The organism is Streptomyces subrutilus, assembly GCF_008704535.1.
Taxonomy (GTDB): domain Bacteria; phylum Actinomycetota; class Actinomycetes; order Streptomycetales; family Streptomycetaceae; genus Streptomyces; species Streptomyces subrutilus.
This window is the reverse complement of sequence record NZ_CP023701.1, coordinates 6,816,830-6,840,722: the sequence shown is the minus strand read 5'-3', so window position 1 is coordinate 6,840,722 and position 23,893 is coordinate 6,816,830. Positions and strand designations below refer to the sequence as shown.

General features: G+C 75.4%; 31 protein-coding genes. 21 read left to right on the top strand and 10 right to left on the bottom strand.

Going from position 1 to position 23,893, the window contains the following annotated elements; all coding sequences use genetic code 11:
• The first annotated feature begins 44 nt into the window (after positions 1-44).
• The 5 genes from CP968_RS30515 (at position 45) to CP968_RS30495 (ending at position 5,165) form a co-directional block, all read left to right on the top strand.
• On the top strand, positions 45-500 hold the full coding sequence (locus tag CP968_RS30515; RefSeq protein ID WP_150521047.1) for a GPW/gp25 family protein: 456 nt from the start codon (positions 45-47) through the stop codon (positions 498-500).
• Positions 500-2,464: a putative baseplate assembly protein gene (locus CP968_RS30510; protein WP_150521046.1), complete on the top strand. Its 1,965-nt coding sequence runs from the start codon at positions 500-502 to the stop codon at positions 2,462-2,464. Before CP968_RS30515 ends, CP968_RS30510 begins: the two co-directional genes overlap by 1 nt.
• Positions 2,461-3,060 (top strand): phage tail protein, encoded by a 600-nt coding sequence (locus CP968_RS30505; RefSeq protein WP_229886507.1) that lies wholly within the window; start codon positions 2,461-2,463, stop codon positions 3,058-3,060. Before CP968_RS30510 ends, CP968_RS30505 begins: the two co-directional genes overlap by 4 nt.
• A 5-nt stretch (positions 3,061-3,065) precedes the next feature.
• Positions 3,066-4,220: a discoidin domain-containing protein gene (locus tag CP968_RS30500; protein ID WP_150521045.1), complete on the top strand. Its 1,155-nt coding sequence runs from the start codon at positions 3,066-3,068 to the stop codon at positions 4,218-4,220.
• A 207-nt stretch (positions 4,221-4,427) separates the two neighbouring features.
• Positions 4,428-5,165: a VOC family protein gene (locus CP968_RS30495; protein ID WP_150522225.1), complete on the top strand. Its 738-nt coding sequence runs from the start codon at positions 4,428-4,430 to the stop codon at positions 5,163-5,165.
• 10 nt (positions 5,166-5,175) lie between these two features.
• Here CP968_RS30495 and CP968_RS30490 read toward each other — a convergent pair whose 3' ends face one another.
• On the bottom strand, positions 5,176-5,559 hold the full coding sequence (locus tag CP968_RS30490) for a PRC-barrel domain-containing protein (protein WP_150521044.1): 384 nt from the start codon (positions 5,557-5,559) through the stop codon (positions 5,176-5,178).
• Between the two features lie 263 nt (positions 5,560-5,822).
• On the opposite strand from CP968_RS30490, the gene CP968_RS30485 reads away from it, so the two are divergent.
• Positions 5,823-6,062 carry a DUF6213 family protein gene (locus CP968_RS30485; RefSeq protein ID WP_150521043.1) on the top strand — a complete coding sequence of 80 codons (240 nt, stop codon included), beginning with the start codon at positions 5,823-5,825 and terminating at the stop codon, positions 6,060-6,062.
• 22 nt (positions 6,063-6,084) lie between these two features.
• Here CP968_RS30485 and CP968_RS30480 read toward each other — a convergent pair whose 3' ends face one another.
• From CP968_RS30480 to CP968_RS30465, 4 genes are all read right to left on the bottom strand, one after another.
• Positions 6,085-6,474, bottom strand: a complete 390-nt coding sequence (locus tag CP968_RS30480; RefSeq protein ID WP_150521042.1) for a VOC family protein — start codon at positions 6,472-6,474, stop codon at positions 6,085-6,087.
• Between the two features lie 70 nt (positions 6,475-6,544).
• On the bottom strand, positions 6,545-7,579 hold the full coding sequence (locus tag CP968_RS30475; RefSeq protein WP_150521041.1) for an iron-containing redox enzyme family protein: 1,035 nt from the start codon (positions 7,577-7,579) through the stop codon (positions 6,545-6,547).
• Positions 7,576-7,863, bottom strand: coding sequence for a CDGSH iron-sulfur domain-containing protein (locus CP968_RS30470; protein WP_150521040.1), 288 nt, complete (start codon positions 7,861-7,863; stop codon positions 7,576-7,578). The genes CP968_RS30475 and CP968_RS30470 overlap by 4 nt, the downstream gene beginning before the upstream one ends.
• Entirely contained in the window at positions 7,847-8,533 is a 687-nt protein-coding gene (locus tag CP968_RS30465) for a HemK2/MTQ2 family protein methyltransferase (protein WP_229886505.1), read from the bottom strand. The genes CP968_RS30470 and CP968_RS30465 overlap by 17 nt, the downstream gene beginning before the upstream one ends.
• A 255-nt stretch (positions 8,534-8,788) precedes the next feature.
• On the opposite strand from CP968_RS30465, the gene CP968_RS30460 reads away from it, so the two are divergent.
• From CP968_RS30460 to CP968_RS30440, 5 genes are all read left to right on the top strand, one after another.
• A complete protein-coding gene (locus CP968_RS30460; RefSeq protein ID WP_150521038.1) occupies positions 8,789-9,754 on the top strand; it encodes an LLM class F420-dependent oxidoreductase in 966 nt (321 codons plus the stop codon).
• An 11-nt stretch (positions 9,755-9,765) separates the two neighbouring features.
• On the top strand, positions 9,766-10,446 hold the full coding sequence (locus CP968_RS30455; RefSeq protein ID WP_150521037.1) for an HAD family hydrolase: 681 nt from the start codon (positions 9,766-9,768) through the stop codon (positions 10,444-10,446).
• A 120-nt stretch (positions 10,447-10,566) separates the two neighbouring features.
• On the top strand, positions 10,567-10,788 hold the full coding sequence (locus tag CP968_RS30450; RefSeq protein ID WP_150521036.1) for a hypothetical protein: 222 nt from the start codon (positions 10,567-10,569) through the stop codon (positions 10,786-10,788).
• Between the two features lie 47 nt (positions 10,789-10,835).
• The gene (locus CP968_RS30445; protein WP_150521035.1) at positions 10,836-11,240 is read left to right on the top strand and encodes a VOC family protein; all 405 of its coding nucleotides are present in this window, start codon (positions 10,836-10,838) and stop codon (positions 11,238-11,240) included.
• A gap of 78 nt (positions 11,241-11,318) precedes the next feature.
• A complete protein-coding gene (locus CP968_RS30440; protein ID WP_150521034.1) occupies positions 11,319-11,501 on the top strand; it encodes a hypothetical protein in 183 nt (60 codons plus the stop codon).
• Between the two features lie 28 nt (positions 11,502-11,529).
• Here CP968_RS30440 and CP968_RS30435 read toward each other — a convergent pair whose 3' ends face one another.
• Both CP968_RS30435 and CP968_RS30430 read right to left on the bottom strand, forming a co-directional pair.
• The gene (locus CP968_RS30435) at positions 11,530-12,897 is read right to left on the bottom strand and encodes a mycothione reductase (protein ID WP_150521033.1); all 1,368 of its coding nucleotides are present in this window, start codon (positions 12,895-12,897) and stop codon (positions 11,530-11,532) included.
• A 52-nt stretch (positions 12,898-12,949) separates the two neighbouring features.
• Positions 12,950-13,180: a phosphopantetheine-binding protein gene (locus CP968_RS30430; RefSeq protein ID WP_150521032.1), complete on the bottom strand. Its 231-nt coding sequence runs from the start codon at positions 13,178-13,180 to the stop codon at positions 12,950-12,952.
• A gap of 170 nt (positions 13,181-13,350) precedes the next feature.
• On the opposite strand from CP968_RS30430, the gene CP968_RS30425 reads away from it, so the two are divergent.
• Together CP968_RS30425 and CP968_RS30420 are read left to right on the top strand one after the other, a co-directional pair.
• Entirely contained in the window at positions 13,351-13,524 is a 174-nt protein-coding gene (locus CP968_RS30425) for a CsbD family protein (RefSeq protein ID WP_150521031.1), read from the top strand.
• Between the two features lie 114 nt (positions 13,525-13,638).
• Positions 13,639-14,427 carry a restriction endonuclease gene (locus CP968_RS30420; RefSeq protein WP_150521030.1) on the top strand — a complete coding sequence of 263 codons (789 nt, stop codon included), beginning with the start codon at positions 13,639-13,641 and terminating at the stop codon, positions 14,425-14,427.
• 221 nt (positions 14,428-14,648) lie between these two features.
• Here the strand turns inward: CP968_RS30420 and CP968_RS30415 are convergent, their stop codons facing one another.
• Together CP968_RS30415 and CP968_RS30410 are read right to left on the bottom strand one after the other, a co-directional pair.
• Entirely contained in the window at positions 14,649-14,879 is a 231-nt protein-coding gene (locus CP968_RS30415) for a ferredoxin (RefSeq protein ID WP_167536876.1), read from the bottom strand.
• Complete coding sequence (locus tag CP968_RS30410) at positions 14,876-16,081, bottom strand: cytochrome P450 (protein ID WP_150521029.1); 1,206 nt, start codon at positions 16,079-16,081, stop codon at positions 14,876-14,878. The genes CP968_RS30415 and CP968_RS30410 overlap by 4 nt, the downstream gene beginning before the upstream one ends.
• Before the next feature lie 163 nt (positions 16,082-16,244).
• Here CP968_RS30410 and CP968_RS30405 point away from each other — a divergent pair, with 163 nt between their 5' ends.
• From CP968_RS30405 to CP968_RS30385, 5 genes are all read left to right on the top strand, one after another.
• Positions 16,245-16,859 carry a TetR/AcrR family transcriptional regulator gene (locus CP968_RS30405; protein WP_150521028.1) on the top strand — a complete coding sequence of 205 codons (615 nt, stop codon included), beginning with the start codon at positions 16,245-16,247 and terminating at the stop codon, positions 16,857-16,859.
• A gap of 228 nt (positions 16,860-17,087) precedes the next feature.
• Positions 17,088-17,777 (top strand): hypothetical protein, encoded by a 690-nt coding sequence (locus CP968_RS30400; protein WP_150521027.1) that lies wholly within the window; start codon positions 17,088-17,090, stop codon positions 17,775-17,777.
• Between the two features lie 145 nt (positions 17,778-17,922).
• Positions 17,923-18,630: a sigma-70 family RNA polymerase sigma factor gene (locus tag CP968_RS30395; protein WP_150521026.1), complete on the top strand. Its 708-nt coding sequence runs from the start codon at positions 17,923-17,925 to the stop codon at positions 18,628-18,630.
• Positions 18,631-18,969: 339 nt separating this feature from the next.
• Positions 18,970-19,791, top strand: coding sequence for an alpha/beta fold hydrolase (locus CP968_RS30390; protein ID WP_150521025.1), 822 nt, complete (start codon positions 18,970-18,972; stop codon positions 19,789-19,791).
• Positions 19,792-20,003: 212 nt separating this feature from the next.
• A complete protein-coding gene (locus tag CP968_RS30385; RefSeq protein WP_150521024.1) occupies positions 20,004-20,564 on the top strand; it encodes a YceI family protein in 561 nt (186 codons plus the stop codon).
• Positions 20,565-20,615: 51 nt separating this feature from the next.
• On the opposite strand, the gene CP968_RS30380 is transcribed toward CP968_RS30385, so the two are convergent.
• Positions 20,616-21,053: a luciferase domain-containing protein gene (locus CP968_RS30380; RefSeq protein ID WP_229886501.1), complete on the bottom strand. Its 438-nt coding sequence runs from the start codon at positions 21,051-21,053 to the stop codon at positions 20,616-20,618.
• Positions 21,054-21,887: 834 nt separating this feature from the next.
• Between CP968_RS30380 and CP968_RS30375 the strand changes: the two genes are divergently transcribed.
• The 3 genes from CP968_RS30375 to CP968_RS30365 are packed head-to-tail and all read left to right on the top strand — an operon-like array spanning position 21,888 to position 23,831.
• On the top strand, positions 21,888-22,388 hold the full coding sequence (locus CP968_RS30375) for a chloride channel protein (RefSeq protein ID WP_150521023.1): 501 nt from the start codon (positions 21,888-21,890) through the stop codon (positions 22,386-22,388).
• A complete protein-coding gene (locus tag CP968_RS30370; protein WP_150521022.1) occupies positions 22,367-22,519 on the top strand; it encodes a hypothetical protein in 153 nt (50 codons plus the stop codon). The genes CP968_RS30375 and CP968_RS30370 overlap by 22 nt, the downstream gene beginning before the upstream one ends.
• A 4-nt stretch (positions 22,520-22,523) precedes the next feature.
• The gene (locus CP968_RS30365; RefSeq protein ID WP_150521021.1) at positions 22,524-23,831 is read left to right on the top strand and encodes an ion channel protein; all 1,308 of its coding nucleotides are present in this window, start codon (positions 22,524-22,526) and stop codon (positions 23,829-23,831) included.
• The last annotated feature ends 62 nt before the right edge of the window (positions 23,832-23,893 follow it).

The window sequence follows — 23,893 nt, the reverse complement described above, 5'->3', positions numbered from 1 at the left end:
GTGCGGAACGGGCGGGACGGGCGGAACGTGGGGGAAACGAACGGATGAGCGAGCACTTCGTCGGCGCCGGCTGGGCCTTCCCGATGCGGATCGACCCGGGCGGCGCGGTGGCGCTGGCCCGGCGGGACCGCGAGGTGGAGGAGGCGATGCGCCTGGTCCTGGCGACGGCGCCCGGGGAGCGGCCGATGCGGCCCGAGTTCGGCTGCGCGGTGCACGACCTGGTGTTCGCGCCGGCCAACGACGCGACGGCCGGCCGCATCCGGTACGAGGTGCGCACCGCCCTGGACCGGTGGGAACCGCGCATCGAGGTGCGGGAGGTGACGGTGACCCCGGCGCCCGACGACCCCGCGGTGCTGCACATCGACGTGCGGTACGCGGTGCGCGGCACCAACAACCCGCGCAGCCTCGTCTTCCCCTTCTACGTGATCCCCGCCGAGGGCGGGGAGGCGGCCGACACCGCAGACAACCACCCGGCTCCCGGCGAAAACGGACGACACTGATGGCCCTGCCCGCACCCCGGCTCGACGACCGGCACTTCCAGCAGTTCGTGGACGACGCCAAGCGCTACATCCAGCAGCGCTGCCCGGAGTGGAGCGACCACAACGTCTCCGATCCCGGCGTCACCCTGATCGAGGCCGTGGCCCACATGGCCGACCAGCTGGTCTACCGGCTCAACCGGGTCCCGGAGAAGAACCACCTGGCCTTCCTGGACCTGCTGGGCATCACCCTCTTCCCGCCCTCGGCGGCCCGGGCCCCGGTGACGTTCTGGCTCGCCGCGCCGCAGCCGGAGGCCGTGGTCCTGCCCGCCGGGACGGAGGTGGCCACCGGCCGTACGGAGACCGACGAGGCGGTGGTCTTCGCCACCGAGCGGGACCTGGCCCTGGTGCCGTGCACGCTGGCGCACCTGCTGTGCCAGGGTGCGGGAGCCTCGCCCGTCGACCGGTCGCAGGAGGTGCGGGCGGGGGTCGACGTGCCCGTGTTCACCGGACTGCCGCAGCCGGGCGACCTGTTGCTGTTCGGGCTGTCGGCCGCGGTGCCGGGCTGCGCGGCGGTCCTGCGGGTGGACAGCCGGGTGGACGGCGTGGGCGTGGATCCGCGCCAGCCGCCGCTGGTCTGGGAGGCGTGGACGCCCGACGGGTGGACGCGGTGCGAGGTCTCCTCCGACTCCACCGGCGGTCTCAACCGGCCGGGCGAGGTGGTGCTGCACCTGCCGGCCGGGCACACCGTGTCCCGGCTGGGCGGGCTGGAGGCCGGCTGGGTGCGCTGCCGGGTGACGGCCCCGCGGCCCGGGCAGCCGTTCTACACCTCCTCGCCGACCGTGCGGGACGCGGAGGCCTTCACCATCGGCGGTACGGTCACCGCCTCGCACGCCGAGTCCGTACGGGAGGAGCCGCTCGGGGAGGCGGAGGGCGTGCCCGGCCACCGGGTGCGGCTCGCGCACGTGCCGGTGGTGGGCGAGGTGCTGCTCGACGTGTCGGACGGGGAGGGCTGGCAGCGGTGGCAGGGGGTCGCGGACTTCGCGGCCTCCGGCCCGCAGGACCGGCACTTCACGCTGGACGCGACGACCGGGGAGCTCGCCTTCGGGCCGGCGGTACGGGAACCGGACGGCACGCTGAGCCAGTTCGGCGCGGTCCCGGCCAAGGGCGCGGCCGTGCGGGCGACCCGGTACGGGGTGGGCGGCGGTCGCGGCGGGAACGTGGCGCGGGGCTCCATCCAGGTGCTGCGCAGCTCCATCCCGTACATCGCGCGGGTGGAGAACCGGGAGGCGGCCCGCGGCGGTGTCGACGGCGAGACGGTCGAGGAGGCGCGGCGGCGGGCGCCCATCGCGCTGCGGGCGCAGGAGCGGGCGGTGACGGCGCGGGACTACGAGGAGCTGACCCGGCGGGCGGCGCCCGAGGCGGCCCGCATCCAGTGCCTGGCGGCGGGCGCGGAGGAGGCGGCGGACCCGGTGAAGGCCGGCGAGAACGCGGTGCGCGTGCTGGTGGTCCCGCAGGCGGTGACGGACCGCGGCGGGCGGCTGCGCTTCGAGCAGTTGGTGCCGGGGGACGAACTGCTGTCCCGGATCACGGGGTTCCTCGACGAGCGTCGGCCGCTGGGCACCCGGCTCGCGGTCGGACCGCCGTTCTACCAGGGGGTGACGGTGGTGGCCACGGTCCACGCCTACCGGGCGGCCGACACCGACCTGGTGCGGGAGGAGGCCCTCGACGCCCTGTACCGGTACCTCGATCCGCTGGCGGGCGGGGCGGACGGCCGGGGCTGGCCGTTCGGCCGGTCGCTGCGGTCGGGCGAGGTCTTCGCGGCCCTCCAGCGGGTGCCGGGGGTGGAGCTGGTCGACGAGGTGCTGCTGCACCCGGCCGACCCGCTGACCGGCCGCCGGGGCGACGCCACCGACCGGGTCGACCTGGGGGCGTCGGCGCTGCTGTTCCCCTTCGACCACCGCGTCCGCGTGATCGAGGCGCTGTGAGCGCCGGGGCCGACGGGCCGGGCGCGCGCGGGGCCGTGGCCGGGCTGGCGTCGCCGCACCCGCTCGGGCTCGCGCTGCCGGCCGTGTACGCGGACGACGATCTGACCCAGCGGTTCGTGACGGGCCTGGACGCGATGCTGGCGCCCGTGTTCAACGTCCTCGACTGCCTGGAGGCGTACTTCGACCCGGCGCTCGCCCCGGCCGACTTCGTCGACTGGCTCGCCGACTGGGTCGGCGCCGAGCTCGACGGCCGCGAGCCGCTGGAGGTCCGCCGCCGTGCCGTGGCCACCGCGGCCTCCCTGCACCGGCGGCGCGGCACCCGCCACGGCCTGGCCGAAGCGGTGCGCCTGTGCTTCGGGGTCCTGCCCGAGATCACCGAGAGCGGGGGCGCCGCCTGGTCGGCGAAGCCGCTCGGGCCGTTCCCCGGCACGCCGCGGGCCGCTCTGCACGTCAGCGTACGGCTGCGCGCGCCGGAGCCCGCCGACGCGCACCGGCTGCACGCGGTCGTCGCGGCGGCGCGGCCCGCGCACCTGCCGTTCACGGCGGAAGTGCTGACCGGCGCCCCGCTCCACTCCTCTGTTCCGGAAGGGAACTGACCACCATGCCCGAATCCGGGACCACCGCCCCCTGCCCCGAGTGCGCCGCGCCGTCGCGTACGACGGGGCAGTCCTTCTGCGACTCGTGCGGGGCCTTCCTGCGCTGGGACACGGGGACCACGTCCGCACCCGCCTCCCCTTCCCCCTCGCCGGCCGGGGCGGGGCGGGGCGCGTCCGCGGAGGACTCGCGGGCATCGGACGCCGCGGAGTCCGCGGAGGCGGCCACCGCGCCGCTGCCCGTGGTGCCACCGGAGTCCGGGCGGGCCGACGGTGACGCAGCGTCCGGTGGGGACACCGCTGCCGGGGCCGCGCCCCCGTCCGAGGCGGCCCGCGCGCTGCTGGTCCCGGTGCCGGCCGCAGCCGAGGCGCCCGAGCCGGGCGAGCGGCCCGGGACGGTCCTGCCCGGACGGCCCGAGGCGGCCCGGCCGCGCGTGCGGACCCCGCAGCCGTCGGCCGCCGTGCAGCAGGGCCCTCCCTGCCCGGCGTGCGGCACGGCCAACGCACCGCACCGGGTGTTCTGCCGCTCGTGCGCCGCGCCGCTGGACACCCGCCGCGAGGAGCCGGGGCAGGGCCCGTTCGCGGGGCAGCGGCCTCCCCTGCGCAGGGAGCGGCGGCGGTGGATCGTGCGGGCCGTGGTGGTGTCGGCGGTCGTGCTCGCGGCGGTGGGCGGCCTGATCGGCGGGCCGCCGGCGGCCCGCGCGGTCCAGGACCACTTCGCCAAGCGCGTCGCCATCCGCCCCACCTCCTGGAGCGCCTCGCACTCGGCCGAGGGCCACGGGCCGGAGGCGGCCTTCGACAACTACTCCAACACCTGGTGGGGCACCGGCTACGCGGGCGACTCCAACGGCCAGCACCTCCAGGCGGACTTCGCCCAGCCCGTGGACCTGCTGGCGCTGCTCATCACCCCGGGCACCTCCAAGCGCCCGGGCCAGGCCGCCGACCAGGCGCGTCCGCAGGAGCTGGAGCTGATCGTGACGGACTCGGCGGGCCGGTCGCGGACCGTGTACAAGACCCTCAACGACGGAGGCGTCCAGCGGCTCGACGTACGCGGCCGCAACACCGTGTCGGTACGGATCGTGCTGCGCTCGGCGTACGGCACCGGGACGGACCGGCAGGTCGCGGTGGCGGAGACGGAGTTCTTCGGCCGCTCCCGCAACTGACGGCCGGTCGCGTTCGGGTGCGGGCCGGTGCACGGCACGCCGGGCGGCGGCCCGGTTGGCCGGACCCGCGCCGTGCCTCACGGGCGCGCACCCGCGGCGGGGCTAACGTGGCAGGGTCCCGTGTCCCCCCGCGAACGGCAGATGAGGCTGACAGCTGTGTCGACGTCGAGTGATGAGGTCTTCGGTGCCCCGTGCTGGGTCAGCCTGCTGACGGGGGACCTCGATGCCGCTCAGCGGTTCTACAGCGCCGTGCTGGGCTGGGAGTTCCGGCCCGACCGCGTCGGCGACGGCTCGGCGGTCGCCTTCCACCACGGGACGCCGGTCGCCGGCCTCAGTGCCCTGTCAGGGCGGCTGGGCATGCCCTCGGCGTGGACGCCGTACTTCGCGGTCGACGACGCGGACGTCACCGCCGCCCGCATCCGGGAGCGCGGCGCCACCATGGCCGTGGGCCCGCTGGCCTTCGGTACGGGCCGGGCGGCCCTGGCCGCCGACCCGGCCGGCGCCGTGTTCGGCTTCTGGCAGGGCGAGGTGATCCCGGACTGGTCGGTCGGGCGCGGCACCGCTCCCGCGTGGCTGGAGCTGCGGACGCGCGACGCCTTCGCCGCCGCGATCTTCTACGGGGAGGTGCTCGACTGGGCCGGTGACCGGCCCGGCTGCTGCACCGTCTCGTACGAGCAGGACCACGTCGTCCTGCGCCACGGGCACGACACGGTGGCCCGCATCAGCGGCGGCGCGCTGGAGGAGGATCCCGACCCGCTGGTCCGCCCGCGCTGGCACGTCCACTTCCGGGTTCCGGACCTGGAGGAAGCCATGGAGGCGGCCGCCCGCCTGGGCGGGCGGGCCGCCTCCCCGGTGTCGACGTCCAGTGCCGGCCGCTCGGTCGCGCTCGCCGACTCCGACGGAGCGCTGTTCACCGTGGTCGCCCCGCGGGGCTCCGCGGGGTGAGGGCCGCGCGTCAGGCCCGGTGACCGCCGCCGTGGGGACCGCCGAAGGGCCCGCCGGTGCTGTAGTGCACGGCGATCTCCTCGCGGTACTGGGTGTCGCCGAGGTGCTTGTCCCGGTGGAACTCCGGGGCGTCCTTGATCTGCTCCTTGGTCCGGTTGACGTGGATGGTCTTCTCCGCCGGGTCGATGCGGGTCACCGTGCCGGCGGGGAGGAGGACCTCCTTGCCGAAGATCCACACTCCGGTGTCGACGACCAGGTAGGCGTCGTCGACCTCCTCCGAGTGCTTGTCGACCTTGCCGATGCCGCCGTCCGTCGCCTCGACCTTGTACCCGGTCAGGTCGGTGCCCGCCAGGTGGCCCGAGGTCGAGGGGTAGGTCCACACGTTCTCCGTCACGCGAAAACAACTCCTTCTCGGTTCTCCGGCCGCGGTGCGCGTCCGGACGGATCGTTCGGGTCCGCTCGGGGGGCGCCTGCCCCGGGACCGCCGGCTCACACGGCCGGACCGGTGCGGGCCGCCGCGGCCGGCGCCGGCGGGGTCGCGCCGCGGGACTCCCGGGGCGCCCGCCCGGTTGGCGGCGGCCTGCCCGGGTAGCCGTTGTGGGAAAGGGGCGTCCGAACGGTGCGTACCCGACACCTCTGCGAGAGGCGGCTCGCCGCATGATCCAGATCCCCATCCCTCTGATCCCCACGGAAGAAGGCGGGCTCCTCATCCCGGCCGAGCAGGTCACGGCGCTGCTGCGCCGGGTCGCGGAGGACTGGCAGGAGGCGACGGACGCCGACGAGACGGACGCCGATGCGCCGACCGTGCTGGCCATGACCGGGGTGCTGAACCGGCTCGCCGATCAGATCGACGCGGAGTGCATCGCCTGCACCACGGCGTCCGGCGAGGCGCACTGAGGCGCCCCGCCCGGACGCCGGGTCACCGGGCCGGTCCGCTGGTGGCCAGGGTGAAGGAGTGCCCGGCGGGGTCGCTGAGCAGGCGGGCGTCGTGCGGGCCGTCCTCGGCGTCGGCTTCCAGGGGGCGGGCGCCCAGCGAGACGGCCTCGCGCTCCGCCTCGTCGAGGTCGCCCGGGGCGACCACGATCCGCAGGTGGGCCTGCTGGGAGTCCTCCGGGCGCGGCCAGCTCGGCGGGGCGTAGCCGGTGTCGCGGCGTATCGCGAGGTGGACGCCGGCGCCGCCGACCACCTCGACGAAGTCGGCCCCCGGGCCCGGTCTCACCTCCGCCCCGAGCAGGTCGGCGTAGAACAGGGCCAGGGACTCGGCATCGGCGCAGTCCAGTACCAGGACGCTCGTCTTCTTCACGGTCATGGCCCGCGCTTACCCGGTGTGCCCGGCCGCATGCGGGGCGGCACGGGCACCGGGCCCCGGATGTCCGCTGCTACGGGAGGGGCGTGCGCAGGGCGCTGCGGCCCTGGTTCCAGGCGGTGGCGAGGTGCCGGGCGAGGCGGTCCTCCAGCAGGACGGTGGCCGCGCACCCGAAGGCGATGTCGGCCTCCAGGCCGGGTTCGTCGGCGAGGAGGCCGCCGACGACCTCGTGGCGCACGATCTGCTCGTGGACGGCGTCGGCCTCGACGTGCTCCGCGTAGAAGTGCTCGGCGGCCGGTCCCGCCCCGCAGCGCCGCATGGCCCTGGCCAGCCGCCGGGAGCCCGGGGAGGAGGTGACCTCGACGCAGGCGAAGTGGCCGACGAGGGCGCCGCGCTGGGCGCGGTGCAGGCCGAAGAGGGACATCAGGTTCACCGTGGCGAGCAGGGGCGCGGGGGCCTGGTCGAGGTAGCGGCCGTACGCGGGGTCCAGGCCGAGGTCCACCATGAGGTCGGCGAAGAGCCGGGCGTGGACCCGGTCGGCGCGGCCCGCGCCGAATTCGTCGTACTCGATGGCCACCATGGCGGCCTTGGCGCGGCCGGTGAGGCGGGGGATGACCCAGGCGTGCGGGTCGGCCTCCTTGAGGTGGTAGAGGGAGCGCAGCGCGGCGTACTCGCGCAGCTGCCACAGTTCGCCCTCGGTGGCGAGGTACTGGCTGAGGCTGCCGGAGAGGTCGACCGGCTCGACGAGCAGCGGGGCGAAGGCCTCCTCGGCGGTGCGGGGCGCGTCGGCGAGGTCGGTGCGAAGGGCGTGCAGGAACAGGGTCTCCAGGTCGCGGCGCAGCCACAGCAGGTCCGGGTCCCATTCCCGCGCGTCGTCGACGCCGTCGACCCCGCGGTAGTGGAGTTCGTAGAGCAGGTGCAGCGCGAGCTGGAGGTCCTCGCCCCACGGGTCGGCCTTCAGTACGGCGCCCGGGGCGTACTGGGGGGCACGGCCCGAGCGCAGGGCCTCGACGACGGCGTGCGAGAGTTCGCCGCGGCCGTCGACGAGGAGGGCGCCGCCGACGGTGGACGTCGGGCTCGTGCTCGGGGCGGGGCTGGGCGGTGTCATGACGGCTTCCTGTCCTCGGGGGGCGCGGCGCTGCGCTCGCGCGGGCGGTGGCTGGTGTCGCACCAGGGGTAGGTGCGGCTGCGGCGGCAGGTGCATATCGCGACCGTGAAGCGGTCCGAGCGGGCGACCGTGCCGTCGTCCAGCACGATCTCGACCGGGCCCTCGATCAGGACGGGGCCCTGCGGATCGACGCTCACCCGGCGTGCGGGGGCCGTCGGGGGTGCGGGCGGGTCCGCGTCCGGCGTCTCCGCCGGGCGCGCCCCGTCGTCAGAGGTACCGGGCACGGATGACCACCAGCTCTTCCCACTGCTCCCCGCCGGCCGCCAGGCCGCGGCGCTCCAGCCAGGCCCGGCGCGAGCGCAGGACCGGGCCCCACGGCACCGAGGCGGTGGTGGTGACTCGGGCGGAGAGTCCCTGGCGGGCCAGCCGGTCCGCCGTCTCGTCGGCCCCGCACATGGCCGAGTGCACCATCAGCAGCACGCCGCCCGGCCGCAGCAGCCGGGGGGCGTCCGCGCAGATCCGGTCGATGACCGCGCGTCCGTCGACGCCCGCGTCCCAGGCCCGCTCCGGCCCCCGGGCCGGCGGGGCGGCGGCCGGGGCGGGGACGTACGGCGGGTTGGTGAGGATCAGGTCGAAGCGGCGGCCCCGGGTGCGGGCGGCGAAGTCGCCGTGCAGCACTTCGAGCGGCAGTCCGCGCCGCAGGGCGTTGAGGCGCGCCGTGAGCACGGCGCGCCAGGACACGTCGACCGCGGTGACGCGGGCGCCCCGGCGCGCCGTGTGGAGGGCCAGTGCGCCGGTACCGGTACCGATCTCCAGGGCGTGCGTGTGCGCTCCGAGGTGTTCGTGCGCGAGCGCCCCGGCGAGGAGCCGGGTGTCGGCCTGGGGCTGGTAGACGCCGGGCAGGGCCAGCAGGCCTTCGGGCAACGCGCTGGCGGTGAGAGCCGTACTGGACACGGGTTGCCTCCGGTGGGGTCGCGGGCGATCCGCGGGCGGCGGACACGCGGACGCTGATGACGACACGGGGCCGCTGCCCCGATACGGGCGCTCCATCCGCGTTCACGTCGATCTTCGGAGGAAAGCACGGCACCGTGCTTCACCTGCCGTGACTCCGCACGGACGCGGGGTGAGCGCCCTCCCGGCCACCGGGTCGCGGCCGTCCGGGGCCGGTCGCGGGGTTTGGATCGTTGCATTCGCGGCAATGCGCTCCACATGGTGCAAATCGGATACACAATGATGACCGAGCAGGCCGGACCGCGCGAGCTGGTCTCCCACGTGGTGGGCGCGGAGCGGGCGGGCTTCGACTTCTCCGTCATCTCCGACCACTCCTTCCCGTGGCTGGCATCCCAGGGGCACGCGCCGTACGCGTGGAGCGTCCTGGGGGCGGCCGCGCAGGCCACGGCGCGCATCCCGCTGATGACGTACGTGACCTGCCCGACCTTCCGCTACCACCCCGCGGTGATCGCGCAGAAGGCGGCCACCGTGCAGCTGCTCTCGGAGGGCCGCTTCCGCCTCGGCCTCGGCTCGGGCGAGAACCTGAACGAGCACGTCGTCGGAGCCGGCTGGCCCGCCGCGCACGTCCGCCTGGAGATGCTGGAGGAGGCGGTCGGCATCATCCGCTCGCTCTTCGCCGGCGGGTACGTCAGCCACCACGGCACCCATTTCGACGTCGAGAACGCGAAGCTGTGGGACCTGCCCGACGAGCAGCCCCCGATCGGGATCGCCGTCTCGGGCGACCGCTCCTGCGAGCTCGCGGGCCGGCACGCCGACCTCGTGATCGCCACGGAGCCGAAACCGGAGCTGCTGACGGCCTTCGACGCGTACGGCGGCGCGGGCAAACCGCGCGTCGGGCAGCTCCCCGTCTGCTACGACACCGACCGCGGCGCGGCGGTGGCGCGCGCCCACGACCAGTTCCGCTGGTCGCTGGGAGGCTGGAAGGTCAACGCCGAGCTCCCCGGACCGGCGAGCTTCGCCCAGGCGACGGAGCACACCCGGCCCGAGGACGTCGCCGGGGCGATCCCGTGCGGCGACGACGTGGAGGCGTTCGTCGAGGCGGTACGCCCCTACGCGGAGGCCGGATTCACCGAGGTCGCGCTGGTCCAGATCGGCGGCGACCGGCAGGAGCCCTTCCTGGAGTGGGCCGGGTCGAAGCTGCTGCCCGCCCTGCGGGACCTGTGAGGACGGGCCCCGTGGACCGCGCCGCGCTCTTCGACGTCGACGGCACCCTCGCCGACACCAACCACCTCCATGTGACGGCCTGGTGGGAGGCCCTGCGCCAGGCGGGCCACCACGTGCCCATGCACGCCGTCCACCGTGCGATCGGCCTGCCCGGCGAGGACCTCCTCGGCCACCTCCTGGGCGAGGACCGCGACCGGTCGGCCGACGCACGGATCAGCGCCGCCCACGACACCCTCTACGCCACGTACTTCGACCGCCTCGCCGCCTTCGACTCGGCCGCGGAGCTCCTGCGGACGCTGTCGCGGGCCGGCTGGAAGGTCCTGCTCGTCACCTCGGCCAAGGACCGGGAGCTGAGCGCGCTGCGCGCCGCCGTCGACGCGGACGACGCCCTCACCGCCACCTCCACCTCGGACGACGTGGCGGAGGGCAAACCGGCCCCCGAGCCCGTCCGGCACGCGCTGGACCTCGCCGGGGTGCCGGCCGGACGGGCGGTGTTCGTCGGGGACACCGTGTGGGACATGGAGGCCGCCGTCCGGGCCGGCGTGACCTGCGTGGGGCTGCTGTGCGGCGGCATCCCGCGCGCCGACCTGGAGGGGGCCGGGGCGGCCGCCGTGTACGACGACCCCGCGGACCTGCTGGCCCGGCTCGACCGCAGTCCGCTCGCGACGCCGGGGCCCGGGCAGCCCGCGTAGCCCGCACGGCACGGGGTCCCCGGCAGGGTCCGTTTTCCGCCATCCGGCCCCGACGGCGGTTCCGGTCCGCCGGCCGGGGCAGGCGCGCGGAGGACCGACTTCCTGCCGGAGGGCCCTCGCGTGATCTTCACCGTGCTCCTCGTCCCCCCGCTCCTGCTGTGCGCCGTGCTGGCCCTCGGCCGCTACGAGGAGCACATGCTCGCCCCGCACGAGGAGCGACCCGCGCAGCGCGGAAGGCACTTGACGGCGGTGCCCGACGCCCCGGACCGGCAGGGCCCCGCCGGCCGGGAGGGCCCGGAGACCCGGGCGCGCCACGGCCGCCGCGCCCGCCACGCCGCCTGAGGGCCGCCGACACCCGCCCACCGGACGGCGTTTGCCAGAATCGGCCCATGCTGAGCATCGGAACGATCGTCATGGGCGCCGCGGACGTACGACGGGCGGCGGATTTCTGGGGCGCGGCGCTCGACTACGTCCCCCGCGACCCCGAGGGCGGGGGCCCCGCGAACGGGCCCCGCGACTGGACCCTCCTCGTTCCCGCGCACGGACCGGGGCCCGGCCTGGCCCTGGGCCTGAGCACGTCCCCCGTACCGCGGCACCCGCGCGTCCACCTCGACCTGTACGCGGCCGACGCGGCCGAACAGCGGGCCGAGATCGACCGCCTGGTGGCGCTCGGCGCGCGCCGGGTCGACTGGGACTCCTATCCCGAGGACCCCGACTTCGTGGTCCTCGCCGACCCCGAGGGCAACCCGTTCTGCGTCATCGACACCGCCCACGTCCGAACTCCCGCTCCGTAGAACGCGATCCGGCCGCCCGACGGCTCATGGACCCGCCCGGGCGGGGCACACGGCCCTCACCTAGAGAGAGGGCCGACCATGCTGGGCATAGCCGCCGCAGTCCTGTTCTTCATCGCGTTCCTGATCAACGCGGCAGAGATCTCGACCAACCACGTCTTCAGTTCCACCAACTTCATGCTGATCGGCCTCGCCGTCCTGGCGCTGCACGTCGGCGGCGTCGCCAGCGGATGGGCGGCCCGCGGGCGGTCCCGCCGCCGCTGACCGGGCGCGGGTCCGGTCCCGCCGGCGCTCACAGACCGAGGTCGAGGAGCGCGTTCTCCACGACCTCGGTCAGCGCCGGGTGGATCCAGTACGGGGTGTCGGCGAGGGTGGCCGCGTCGATGCCCAGGGTCGTCGCCAGCACCAGGGGCTGGATGAGGGTGGGGGCCTGCGGGCCCATCAGGTGTGCTCCGAGCAGTCGGCCGGTGCCGGGTTCGGCGAGCACCTTGCAGAAGCCGGTGGTGTCCTCCATCGCCCACCCGTAGGCGACGTCGGCGTACTGCGCCGTGCCCACGAGGTACTCCAGCCCCCGGTCGCGGCAGTCCTGTTCGGTGGCGCCGACGGAGGCGATCTGGGGGCGGGTGAACACGGCCGCCGGCACCCCGTCGTGATCGGCCGACACCAGGTCGTCCGGGTGCAGGAGGTTGTGGGCGACCACCTTGGCCTCGCGGTTCGCCACGTGCTTGAGCGGGACCGGGGTGCAGATGTCGCCGAGCGCGAAGACCCCCTCGGCCGTGGTCCGTTGGTAGGCGTCGACCACGATCCGACCGTCGTCCCTGGTCTTCACGCCGGCCGCGTCGAGGTCCAGCCGGTCGCTGTTGGGCACGCGCCCGGCGGCGACCAGCAGCATGTCCGCCTCGACCGTCGAGCCGTCGTCCAGGGTGAGCCGCAGAGCACCCGGCCGGCCGCCGACCCCGGTGACCTCCCGGCCGAGCCTGAGGTCGTAGCGGTCGCGGGCCAGGTCGGTGAACAGCTCGGCGACAGTCTCGTCCTGCGGGCCGAGCAGCCGCTCCTCCTTCTCGACGATGGTGACGGCGCTGCCCGCCTCTGAGAACACCTCGGCGAGCTCGGCGGCGATGTAGCCGCCGCCGAGCACCGCCAGGTGCCGGGGCGGGGCGTCGACGCGCATGACGGTGTCGGACGTCTCGTACGGCAGGCCCGAGTCGGCCACGGGCGGGGGGACCAGCGGGCGGCCGCCCGCCGCGATGACGATCTGGTCGGCGGCCACCTCCACGGGCCCGTCCGGCAGCTCGACGACCAGGCGGCGGGGCCCGGTGAAGCGGGCCCGGCCGCCGTAGACGGTGATCCCGTCGTCCGCCTCGCGTCCTCGGCGGCCCTCCTCCCGCGCGGCGTCGAGCCGCCCGAACACCCGGTCGCGCAGCTCCCGCCAGCGCACCGCGCGCAGCTCCGCGTCCACGTCGTACGTACCGGCCTCGCGGACGGTGGAGGCGACGTGGGCGGCGAAGGCGAGCATCTTGCTGGGGATGCAGCCGGCGTTGAGGCAGGTCCCTCCGAACCACTTCTCCTCGACGACGGCCACGTCGAGTCCGGCGAACGACCCGTCGACGACGGCGTTGCCGGAACCCGCTCCGATGACGATCAGATCGTGATGGCGCATCGGTCCACCCTACGAGGCCGGTCCGGCGCGCCCGCGCCGCCGCACCGGCCGGTCACGGCGCCAGGCTGACGGCGTCGAGGACGGCCTGCACGGTGGTGAGGCTGCCCAGGTCCACCCCGTCCTGGACGTGGTAGCCGGCGGCCTTCAGATCGGCCAGCATCCCGATCACCGCGACGTCGTCGAGGCCCAGGTCCTCCGCCAGGTCCGTCCCGGGCTCCAGTTCCTCGACGGTGCGCCCACTGCGTCTGGCCACGATCTGTCCCACCACGCTGTCCCGCTCCACGGTGCCTCCTCAAGCCGGTTGTCGTCGTCACCCGCCCCTACCCCCGAAGTGTGCCCCCGCAACCGGGCGGATCTCCGCGGAAAGGGATATCCGGATCTTCCGTTTGGGGGCGCCGATCGCGGTCAGACGGGGGACGTACGTTGTTCCCGTCCCCCAGGGAGTGATCAGCTGTGTCGGACAACGAGAAGAGCCGGGCCAAGGTCGAGCAGGCCAAGGGCAAGCTCAAGGAGACGGCCGGACGCGCGGTGGGCAACGAGCGGCTGACGGCCGAGGGCCGCGCCGAGCAGGCCAAGGGCGACGCCCGGCAGGCCAAGGAGAAGATGAAGGACATCTTCAAGCGCTGACCCGCACCGACCTGCGTCCGCCGCGGTCCCGAACCCGTCGCGGGTTCGGGACCGCGGCGCGTGGGAACGGCGCCGTGCACGACGCGTCCGTACGAATCGAGGGAGGGCTCCCGCATGACGTCATCGGGGGAAGAGAGCAGGGCGGCGGCGGTCGGGCGGGTTTCCGGGCCGATCGGGCGCGACGTGGTGCTGGCCGTGGGGCTCGCGGGGATATGCGTGGGCGGCGTGGCCGTGTTCCTCAAGACGGCCGGGGCGGCGGCGCCGGGGATACCGGTGGTGCCCGTGGCCATCGTCCTGGTCCTGCTGGCGGGGCTGGCGCTGGCCCGGTGGAGCATCTCACCCGTTCGGCGCCGTTCCCTCGCCCGTACGGTCCTGGCCCCGGCGCCCGCTCCGGACGTACCGGCGGTGGCCGACGCGCTGAGCGTGCCGACCCTGCCGCCGGCCCCGGCCGAACCCGAGGTGCCGGACGTCGGAACGCGGGCGCTGGACCACGGGGCGGTGGACGCCGACGGGTTCGAGCACACCGTCGCCGCGCTGTGCGCCCGGGACGGCTGCACGCCGGTGGAGGTGGTGGGCGGTGCGGGCGACCTGGGCGCCGACGTGATCGCCACGACCCCCGACGGGCTGCGCGTCGTCATCCAGTGCAAGCACTACGCCGAGGACAACCGCGTCGGCTCGCAGGACCTCCAGCGCTTCGGCGGCACCTGCTTCGCCGTCCACGAGGCGGACGTGGCGGTGGTCGTGACCACCAGCTCCTTCACCGCCCCGGCCCTCGACTACGCCGCCTCCTGCGGGATCGTCTGCCTCGACGGCACGGACCTGGCGACCTGGACCGAGTCGGCCGCGCCCCCGCCCTGGGAGCCCGGTGACCGGGAGCGGGCGGCCGGCGTGCCGTCGGCCTGACCGGGGCCACGCCCCGCCCTGCCCGACTCCTGCCCGCCCTGCCGCGGCCCGGTCCGTACCGCGGACCGGGCCGCGGCCTCGCCCTGAGGAGAAGACTCCCCGGCCGGGCCGGCCACGGGGAGGTCCACGCGACCCGGAACCGGGACCGGCCCGAGCCCGTTCGCCGGGCGCGGGGTGGCGGACGTCGGCTCCGGCGCCCGGCACGGTCCGGAGGGGACGGCCTAGCGGCGGGGCGCGATCAGGGTGCCGTCCTCGTGCACGGTGATCGCCTGGGCGGGGCAGATGTCCGCCGCGTCCAGCAGGCGGGGGTCCTCGCCGGTCTCCGGCTGCCGCACCGAGGCGTGTTCGTCCTCCAGGGCGAACACCTCGGGGGCGACGGCCGCGCACATGCCGGAGCCGAGGCACAGCCCCCGGTCCACCCGTACGGTCCACTTCCCGGGCACGGCGCTCACCAGCCGATCGGCATGACGCGGGGGCCCCGTACCAGCATCTGCGACTTCCAGGTCACGTCGCCCACGAGGTGCAGGCCCGGGAAGCGGGTGATGAGCGCGCCCACGGCCTCCTGGAGTTCGAGGCGGGCCAGCGGGGCGCCCAGGCAGTGGTGGACCCCGTGGCCGAAGCCGAGGTGCTGGACGCCCTCGCGGGTGATGTCCAGGACTCCGGGGGCGCCGAAGCGCAGCGCGTCGCGGTTGGCGGCGCCGGTCGCCACGAGGACCGGGGTGCCCGCGCGGACCAGGGTCCCGCCGACTTCGACGTCCTCGGTGGCGTAGCGCGGCTGGCCGGCGCCGCTGCCCAGCGGGACGAAGCGCAGCAGCTCCTCGACCGCGTTGGGGACCAGGTCGGGGCGGGAGCGCAGCAGGGCGAGCTGCTCGGGGTGGTCGAGCAGGGTCAGGACGAAGTTCGGGATCTGCGAGGCGGTGGTCTCGTGGCCGGCCACCAGGATGCCCACGCACAGGTCGACGAGTTCGAGCTCGGAGAGCCGGTCGGCGCCGTCGCGGGCCTCGATGAGCCCGGTCATCAGGTCGTCCCGGGGCTCGGCGCGGTGGCTCTGGATCAGGGTGCGCATGTAGTCGCGCAGTTCCTCGCGGTTGGCCGCGAACTCGGCAGCGCTGAGGGAGCTGGTCGAGAGCGCGGCGTCGCTCCAGACCCGGAAGCGGGGGCGGTCCTCCTCGGGAACGCCGAGCATCCGGCAGATCACCGCGACGGGCAGCGGCAGCGCGAAGCCGTCGACCAGGTCGGCGGGGGGTCCGGCGGCCTCCAGGCCGTCGAGCAGGCCCGCGGTCAGCTCGCGGACCCGGGGCCGGAGCTTCTCCACCTGGTGGACGGTGAAGGCGCGTGCCACCAGCGAGCGCAGCCGGGTGTGGTCGGGCGGGTCCATGGCGAGGATGCCGCTGTCGGAGCGTCCCTCGGACTGGCGGGGCTCGTCGTGGCGCACGCCCTCGGCGCGGCTGAAGCGCCGGTCCCCGAGGACCAGTCGGGCGTCGGCGTAGCGGGTCACCAGCCAGGCCGGCTCGCCGTAGGGCAGCTGGACGCGTAACAGGCCGGGCCGGTCGCGGACCTGTTCGTACGCCTCGGCGAGCTGGAGTCCCTCGGCGGAGTTGAAGGGGTACGCGAGGGGTGTGGCGGAGTCGGTGTCGGTGTCCGGTGCGGTCACGGCGGGCCTCCTGTATGTAAGCGACTGCTTACAAACGTAGGACCGCGGACCCGGCCGGTCAACGGCGCCTCGGCGTGGCTATCCTGACGGGCCGCGTCCGGACCGCAGGTGCGGACGGACGGCGGACGGCAACGACCGGCACGGCGAACGAGGTACCTCGACGATGGACGAAGCCACGGGCCCGCGGACGGCCGACCGCCGACGCGACGCCGCGGCCACCCGCCTGCGGATACTCCACGCGGCGCGCGACCTGTTCGCGGAGCGGGGCTACGAGCGGGCCACCGTACGGGACATCGCCGAGCGGGCCGGGTCCAACCAGGCGCTGCTCTTCCGCTACTTCGGGTCGAAGCAGGGGCTGCTCACGGAGGTGCTCGCCCGCGGCGGACTGGAGCAGGTGCGGGCCACCCCGCCGGAGGAGCTGTTCGAGACGGCGCTGCGTTCGATGCTCACGAACAGCTCCGCCGGCACGGCCGACCGCTCCCTGGAGGTGTACCTGCGCTCCGTGGGGCGCGGCGAGGACGCGGCCGGGACCCTGCGCGAACTCGGCGAGGAGTACCAGCGTGCGCTGGCCTCGCTCTCGGACGCGCCGGACGGGCCCCTGCGTGCGGACCTGTCGATGGCCTGGCTGCTGGGCATCGGCCTGATGCGCACGGTCGTGGCCCGCGAACCGCTGGCGGGAGCCGACCCGGACGAGGTATGCCGCCTCGTCCTCGCGACCCTGGCCCACCTGTGGGCGGCGCCGGCGGAGGGGCCGGGGGGCGCGGCCGGCGGACCGTAGCCCGTCCCGCGGTCCCGCCGCCTCACCGCCTCACCGTCTCACCGCCTCACCGGAACGTGTGGGCCACCTGGATCTCGCCGACGAGGTGGGCGTTGAACAGGTCGAGCTCCTCGGCCGGAACCCAGAGTTCGAGGATCGTCGCGCCGGGCCCGGGGCCCGCACGGGAACCTGTCCGGAAGTGCGCAGCCGCTGCGCGGCTCGGGAGGCTGGTGCGAGGATGAGCCCGCCATGACGCCGGGTCCCTTTCCGCGAGCGGTCCGGGCTGCGATGTTCGCAGCCCTCTGCGTGCTGCTCGCGGCCACCGGCCACGTCCTCATGTCGGGTGCGGCGGTGCCCTGGTGGGCCCTGGGGGCCGCGTTCGCCGCGACGGCCGCCGCCGCCTGGGCGCTGGCGGACCGGGAGCGCGGGCTGCTCGGCGTCACGCTCGCGGCCGTCGCCGTCCAGTGCGCGCTGCACGCGGCGTTCTCCCTGGTCCAGGCCCCGCCCGACCGCTCCTTACCGGCCACCGCCGGCGCGCAGGGCGCCGGGGTCCTGCCCGAGTCCGCCGCCCACGCGCACCACGCGGCGCACGGGATGCACGAGATGGCCGCCGCGTCCGCGGGCGCGGCGGAGACGGCCGTCGCCCACGGCTCCGCCGCCGCGTCGTCCACCGGGATGCTGGCCGCGCACCTCCTGGCCGCCGTGCTGTGCGGCCTGTGGCTCGCCCACGGCGAGCGGGCCTCCTTCCGCGTCCTGCGCGCGGTCGCCACCCGGCTGTGGTCGCCACTGCGCCTGCTCGTGGACCCGCACCGGCCCGCGACCCCGCTCCCGCCGCGGCTACGGGCCCGGCGCCCGCGCCGTCGCCGCCCGCTCCGGCGGCTCTTCCTCGTCCACGCGATCACCTCACGGGGTCCGCCCGCGGGAACCGCTGTCCGCTGACAGCTGGTTCCCCGAGCGCGCGACGCCACCGCCACCGCGGCCGGACCGCGCCTCGGGCACCGGCCGCGCCCCCGGGCCCGGCCGCCCACCTCACCGGCCGCCCTTCCGGCGCCGGACACCCCTTGCCCGTAAGGACCCTGTGGCGATGACCCCTGCCCTGCCCGCGCCGCCCGCCGCACCCGCGCGCCCCTCCCCCGCCTCCCCTCCCCCCGGTGGACGGACGTCCCGGCGCACACCGGGCTCCGACGCGGAGGTGACCCTGCTGGCCCTCGCCGCCCGCGACGGCGACCCGGTGAAGACGGACCGTTTCGTCCGCGCCCTGCACCGGGACGTCTGGCGCTACGTGGCCTACCTCAGCGCCGACCCCCAGGCGGCCGACGACCTCGCCCAGGACGTGTTCCTGCGCGCGCTCGCCGGACTCCACCGCTTCGAGGGCCGCTCGTCCGCACGCACCTGGCTGCTGTCCATCGCCCGGCGCACCGTCGTGGACAGCCTGCGCCACGCCGCCGCCCGGCCCAGACTCTCCGACCGGTGCGACTGGCAGGCCGCCGCCGAACAGGCCCAGCCGCACGGCATCCCGGGCTTCGAGGACGGCATCGCCCTCGCCGAGCTCCTGGCCGCGATCCCGGCCGAGCGCCGCGAGGCCTTCGTCCTCACCCAGCTCCTCGGCCTGCCGTACGCCGAGGCCGCCACGGCCATCGGCTGTCCGATCGGCACGGTCCGCTCCCGCGTGGCCCGCGCCCGTACCTGTCTGGTCGCGCTGCTGACGGACGCCCCGCCCCCCGCCGCACCGCGGCCGGCCGGAGAGGGCGGTGCGATACCGGGAGCGGTGCTCGTCGCCTCGCCCGCCTGAGGACGGGCGGCGACCGCGGGACGGGAGGCGTCGCGCCCCTCCCGTCCCACGGCCGACGCGTGCTTCCGTGGTGCGCTGCGGGCACACGGCCGGTGCGCTGCCGGGCAAGCGGGCCCGGCCGCCGCCCCTAGCGTCGGTGCGTGACGGGCCCGCGGCGGACCCGCGGACGGCGCGGCCGGAGCCGGGCACGGGACGTGCGCGCGCCGTGCCCGCTCCCGGCGCGCCGCTGTCCCGGGCCGCCGCCGGGACCCCCAATCCTTGGACCGAGGTCCGCCGGCCGACCGCGCCCCCGCGCCCGGCCGGCGCTCCGCCCCACCGAACCCACCGGAGGAACTCCCGATGACCACCTTCACCACCAGCGACGGCACCGAGCTCTTCTACAAGGACTGGGGGCAGGGCCGGCCCGTGGTCTTCAGCCACGGCTGGCCGCTCAACGCCGACGCCTGGGACGGCCAGCTGCGGCTCGTCGCCGAGAACGGCTTCCGCGGCATCGCCCACGACCGCCGCGGCCACGGCCGCTCCGCCCAGCCCTGGCAGGGCAACGACATGGACACCTACGCCGACGACCTGGCCGAGCTGCTCGACCACCTCGACGTGCGCGACGCGGTCCTCGTCGGCCATTCGACCGGCGGCGGCGAGGTCGCCCGCTACATCGGCCGGCACGGCACCTCCCGCGTCGCGAAGGCCGTCCTGCTCGGGGCGGTCCCGCCGCTGATGCTGAAGACCGAGGAGAACCCGGACGGGCTCCCGGTCGAGGTCTTCGACGGCATCCGCGAGGGCGTGCGCAAGGACCGCTCGGAGTTCTACCGGACGCTCGGCGAGTCCTTCTACGGCGCGAACCGCCCCGGTTCCACGGTCACGCAGGGCGCCCGTGACGCCTTCTGGCTGATGGGCATGCAGGCCGGTCTGAAGGCGGCCTACGACTGCGTCGCACAGTTCTCCGCGACCGACTTCACCGAGGACCTGCGCCGCATCGACGTCCCCACGCTGATCGCCCACGGCGACGACGACCAGATCGTGCCCATCGGCGCCGCCGCGAAGAAGTCCGCGCTGCTCGTCAAGGACGCGGTCCTCAAGGTGTACCCGGGTGCCCCGCACGGCCTGACCGGCTCCTACGAGGAGGCGTTCAACGCCGACCTGCTCGACTTCGTCCGTTCCTGACCCGGCGGTCCGAAGGCGCCGCGGCCGGGCCCGCCCCGCGCGGTCCGGGCCGCGGGGCGCCGGGAGCCCGGGCATCCGGAGACCCGCGCACCCGGCCCCCGCGGCTGGCCGATCGGGTGACGTACGGGCGCGGTCGAGCGCCTGTGCGGTCGGCCCTGGCTAGCGTGAAGGGGTCGTCCCCGTCCACGTCCCCGAGCCCCGCGGAGCAGGCCATGACCAGTACGAGCACCCCCCTCACCTCGCTGACCGGCACCTACACGATCGACCCGGCGCACTCCCAGATCGGCTTCGTGGCGCGGCACGCCATGGTCACCAAGGTCCGCGGCGCGTTCAACGAGTTCGAGGGCACCGGCCACTTCGACGGTGCGGACCCGGCCAGGTCCACCGTGTCCGTCACCATCAAGACGGCGAGCATCGACACCCGCAACGAGCAGCGCGACGGCCACCTGCGCACCAACGACTTCCTCGACGCGCCCGCCTACCCGGAGATCACCTTCACCTCCACCGGCGTCGAGCAGCTCGACGACACGCACTTCCGGCTGACCGGCGACCTCACCATCAAGGACGTCACCAAGTCCCTGGGCATCGACTTCGAGTACCAGGGCAGCGCGACGGACCCGTTCGGCAACCAGCGCGTCGGCTTCGAGGGTTCGGTGCCGATCAGCCGCAAGGAGTACGGGATCACCTGGAACGCCGCGCTGGAGGGCGGCGGCGTCCTGGTCGGCGACAAGGTGGTGCTGGAGTTCGAGGTGTCGGCGATCCGTCAGCCCTGACCGCTGCGGGCCGCCCGGCCGCGACCGGCACGGGCCGGCCGCGTCCCCGGTTCAGTGCGCCGCTCCCGTCCTGGGCCCCTCGGCCCACCGGTCCGTACGGGGGATCACGACGGCCGTCGGATGGCCTTGGCGCGTGCAGGGCGCCGGGCCGCCGGGGCGCGGGCCCGGTTCCGCCTCGGCCCGGGTGGCGGCCTGCAGCGCGGCGCTGACGAGGGTCGCCAGCAGGTCGATGTCGGAGTCGATGTCGAGGCGCACCGTCACCCATTCCGAGCCCGTCCTCAGGTGCACGGCGCTGGAGCCGGCGAGGGCCGGCCGGAGTTTGGTGATCATCGCGCGGGTGAGGTGGACGTCGGCCTCGTGATCGCCGTGGAAGTGGACGATCTCCAGCGAACCGGCGTTCAGCCCGGGTCCGTTGCCGCACAGGGCCGGCCCTTCGGTGAGCGCAGGCCAGCTCATCAGCCGTTCACTGGCATGCCTGGCTGTGTTCATGGCCCGAGCCTGCCCGGGCGGAGACCCGCACCACAAGGCCCCTGACCCAAACCCGTCGCCCGTACCGCGCGTTCCGGCAGGTCGGCTCCGGAAATCGGACCGAATGCCCCACCGGGCGGCTCGGCCCGGGAGTCGCGGTGGGCCGGGGACGTCGGTCAGCGGCGCTCTCCGGCCAGGTTGTAGACCAGTACCGCGAGTGCCAGCGTCATCACGGCGAGATGGATCCACACGGGTCCCGCCAGCATGCCTTCGCCGGCCGCAGTCGTCCAGTTCATCGCGGTCACCTTCCGCTTCCCGGTCCGCCGCCCGTTCGCGGCGCTCGACGACGCGTCTGCCCCGTCGCGGCGGGTTGACGCACCGTCCGTCGACGCGCCCGTCCGCCGACCCGCCGCGCCTCGACGCAGCGCCACCCGTTCGGAGGACAGGGGGGTTTCGGCTGCGGCCGGGGGGTCAGACGCGGAAGGGTGGTGGATGATCCGTGCCACACGAGGACGTCGCGAAGGCGTCGCGAGGACGTGAAGAGAGGACGCACCATGGCCACGATGGTCCTGCTGATCGCGCCGATGCTGCTCGCCCTGCTGCTGCTCGCCACCCGTCGGGGCGGCCACCGCGCCCGCCACCGGGCCTGACCGGCCCGCGATACGGGGCCGGGCCGCGGGGCGGCGTACGGGAGAGCCCCGGCCGGTCTGGGGGGTGACCGACCGGGGCCGCTGGGTGGGGCTGCGGAGGGCGGTCGCCTCTCGGCGAAGGGCTCCGTGGGGCTTCAGCCGAACGATCTTCCCCACGGGCAGGGGTGAGGCCCGGGGACACTGTCCCCTCCGCAGCCACATATAGATGAACGGTAAACGAATCACCGGTGTTCCGGCCGCCCGGTGTGAGCTGCGGCACCCCCCGCCACCGGGGCCCCTGCCGGACGGCCCGGCACCCCGGCCGGGCGGTGCGCGCGGACCCGGCGCCCGGCGGGCACGGACGATCCGGACGCGGCTGGTCCGCGCCACCCTCATCGGTACGGCCACGGCGGTGGCCTGCTCCCGGCTGCTGGTGGGCGGCCGGCCCGTGTTCGAGATCCCCCTCCCGGACGCGCCGGCGCTCGCGCTGCTGCCCGTGTTCCTGCTGTTCGGGGCGGCATCGGGGGTGCTGGGGGCGGCGGACAACAGCCTGGTCACGGGGGCGCCGGCCTGCTGCGACCGCATCACCCGGGTCGGTCCGGTCGCCCGGGCGGCCGTCATCGGCGCCGTCGTGGGCCTGCTGCTCGGCATCGATCCGCCGCTGGCCGGGGGCGGGGACGAGCTGTCCGGGCCCCGCTCACGGGCATGGCGCTCGTCGTGGAGATGACCGGGGCCACCACGCTGCTCGTGCCGCTGCTCACGGCCTGCTTCGCGGCGGTGCTGACCGCCGAGTGGATGGGCAGCGCGCCGATCCACGACGGCCTGCGCCTGCGCGGGACCGATCCACCGCTACGTTGATCCGGTGACCGCACCAGCACCGTCCGTGACACCACCGCCCGCCTCCCCGGCCCGGGCGCTGCTCCCCTTCGTCCTGCCGGCCCTGGTGATCGGGGTGGGGTCGAGCCTGCTGCTGATCGGTGTGAGCGAGGCTGCCGACCTGCTCAAGAACGTGCTGTGGCAGACCCTGCCCGACGCGATCGGGGTCGGTCGGTGGTCCGTCGCGTGGATGCTGGCGGTCCTGACGGCCACCGGCGTCGCCGTCGGACTCGTGGTGTGGAAGGTGTACGGGCACGCCGGCCCCGACCCCGCCACCACGGGTCTGGTCGACGCCCCCCTGCCGCCCGGCGTGGTGCCGGGGCTGCTGCTGGCGACCGCGCTGGCCTTGGCGGGCGGCGTCAGTCTGGGCCCGGAGAACCCGATCACGGCCGCGAACATCGCCCTGGCCTACTGGCTGGGGCGGCGGCTGTCTCCCGGCAGCCCGGCAACGGTGTGGGTGGCGCTCGGCGCGGCGGGCACGGTGGGGGCGCTGTTCGGGACGCCGATCGCGGCCGTGCTGATCCTCACGGAGTCCATGGTGTCCGCGCCGCGGCCCGTGCCCGCGGTGCCCGGCGGGCGGGCCCCGACCCTGTGGGACCAGCTCTTCGCCCCGCTGATCGCCGCGGGCGCGGGCGGTCTGACGAGCTCGCTGCTGGCCGCTCCCGCCTTCGGGCTGCCGTTGCCGCCGTTCTCCCACCCGCGCTGGCCCGACCTGGTCGCCGCGCTGGTGATCGCGACGGCCGGGGCGGCGGTGGCCCTGGTCGCCGTCTACGCGTTCCCGTACGTCCACCGGTTCTTCCACCTGCTGCCGCACCCGGTGCTGGCGCTTTCGCTGGGCGGTGTGGTGCTGGGCCTGCTCGGCGCGCTCGGCGGCCGGCTCACCCTGTTCAAGGGGCTGGAGGAGATCGGCGAACTGGCCTCCGACGTGGCCGCCTACTCGGCGGGCTCGCTCGCCCTGATGTGCGTGGTGAAGCTCGCCGCCGTCCTGGTGGCCTGCGGTTCGGGCTTCCGCGGCGGCCGGATCTTCCCGTCCGTCTTCGCCGGTGTGGCCCTGGGTTTCACCGCGACCGCCCTGGTGCCTTCGGTGCACCCGGCGGTGGCCGTGACCTGCGGGGTGCTCGGGGTGCTGCTGGCCGTCACCCGGCAGGGCTGGGTCAGCCTGTTCACCGCGGCGATCCTCGCCCCCGACCCGGGACTGCTGCCCCTGCTGTGCGTGGCGCTGCTCCCCGCGTGGCTGCTGGTCAGCGGACGGCCGCAGATGCAGCTGGACGGTACCGGGGCGCCGCTGCGCTGAGCGGCCCCGCGGCCGGCGAACCGGGCGGATTGGCGGGGCGGGGAGCGGGTAGGCGCTCGACG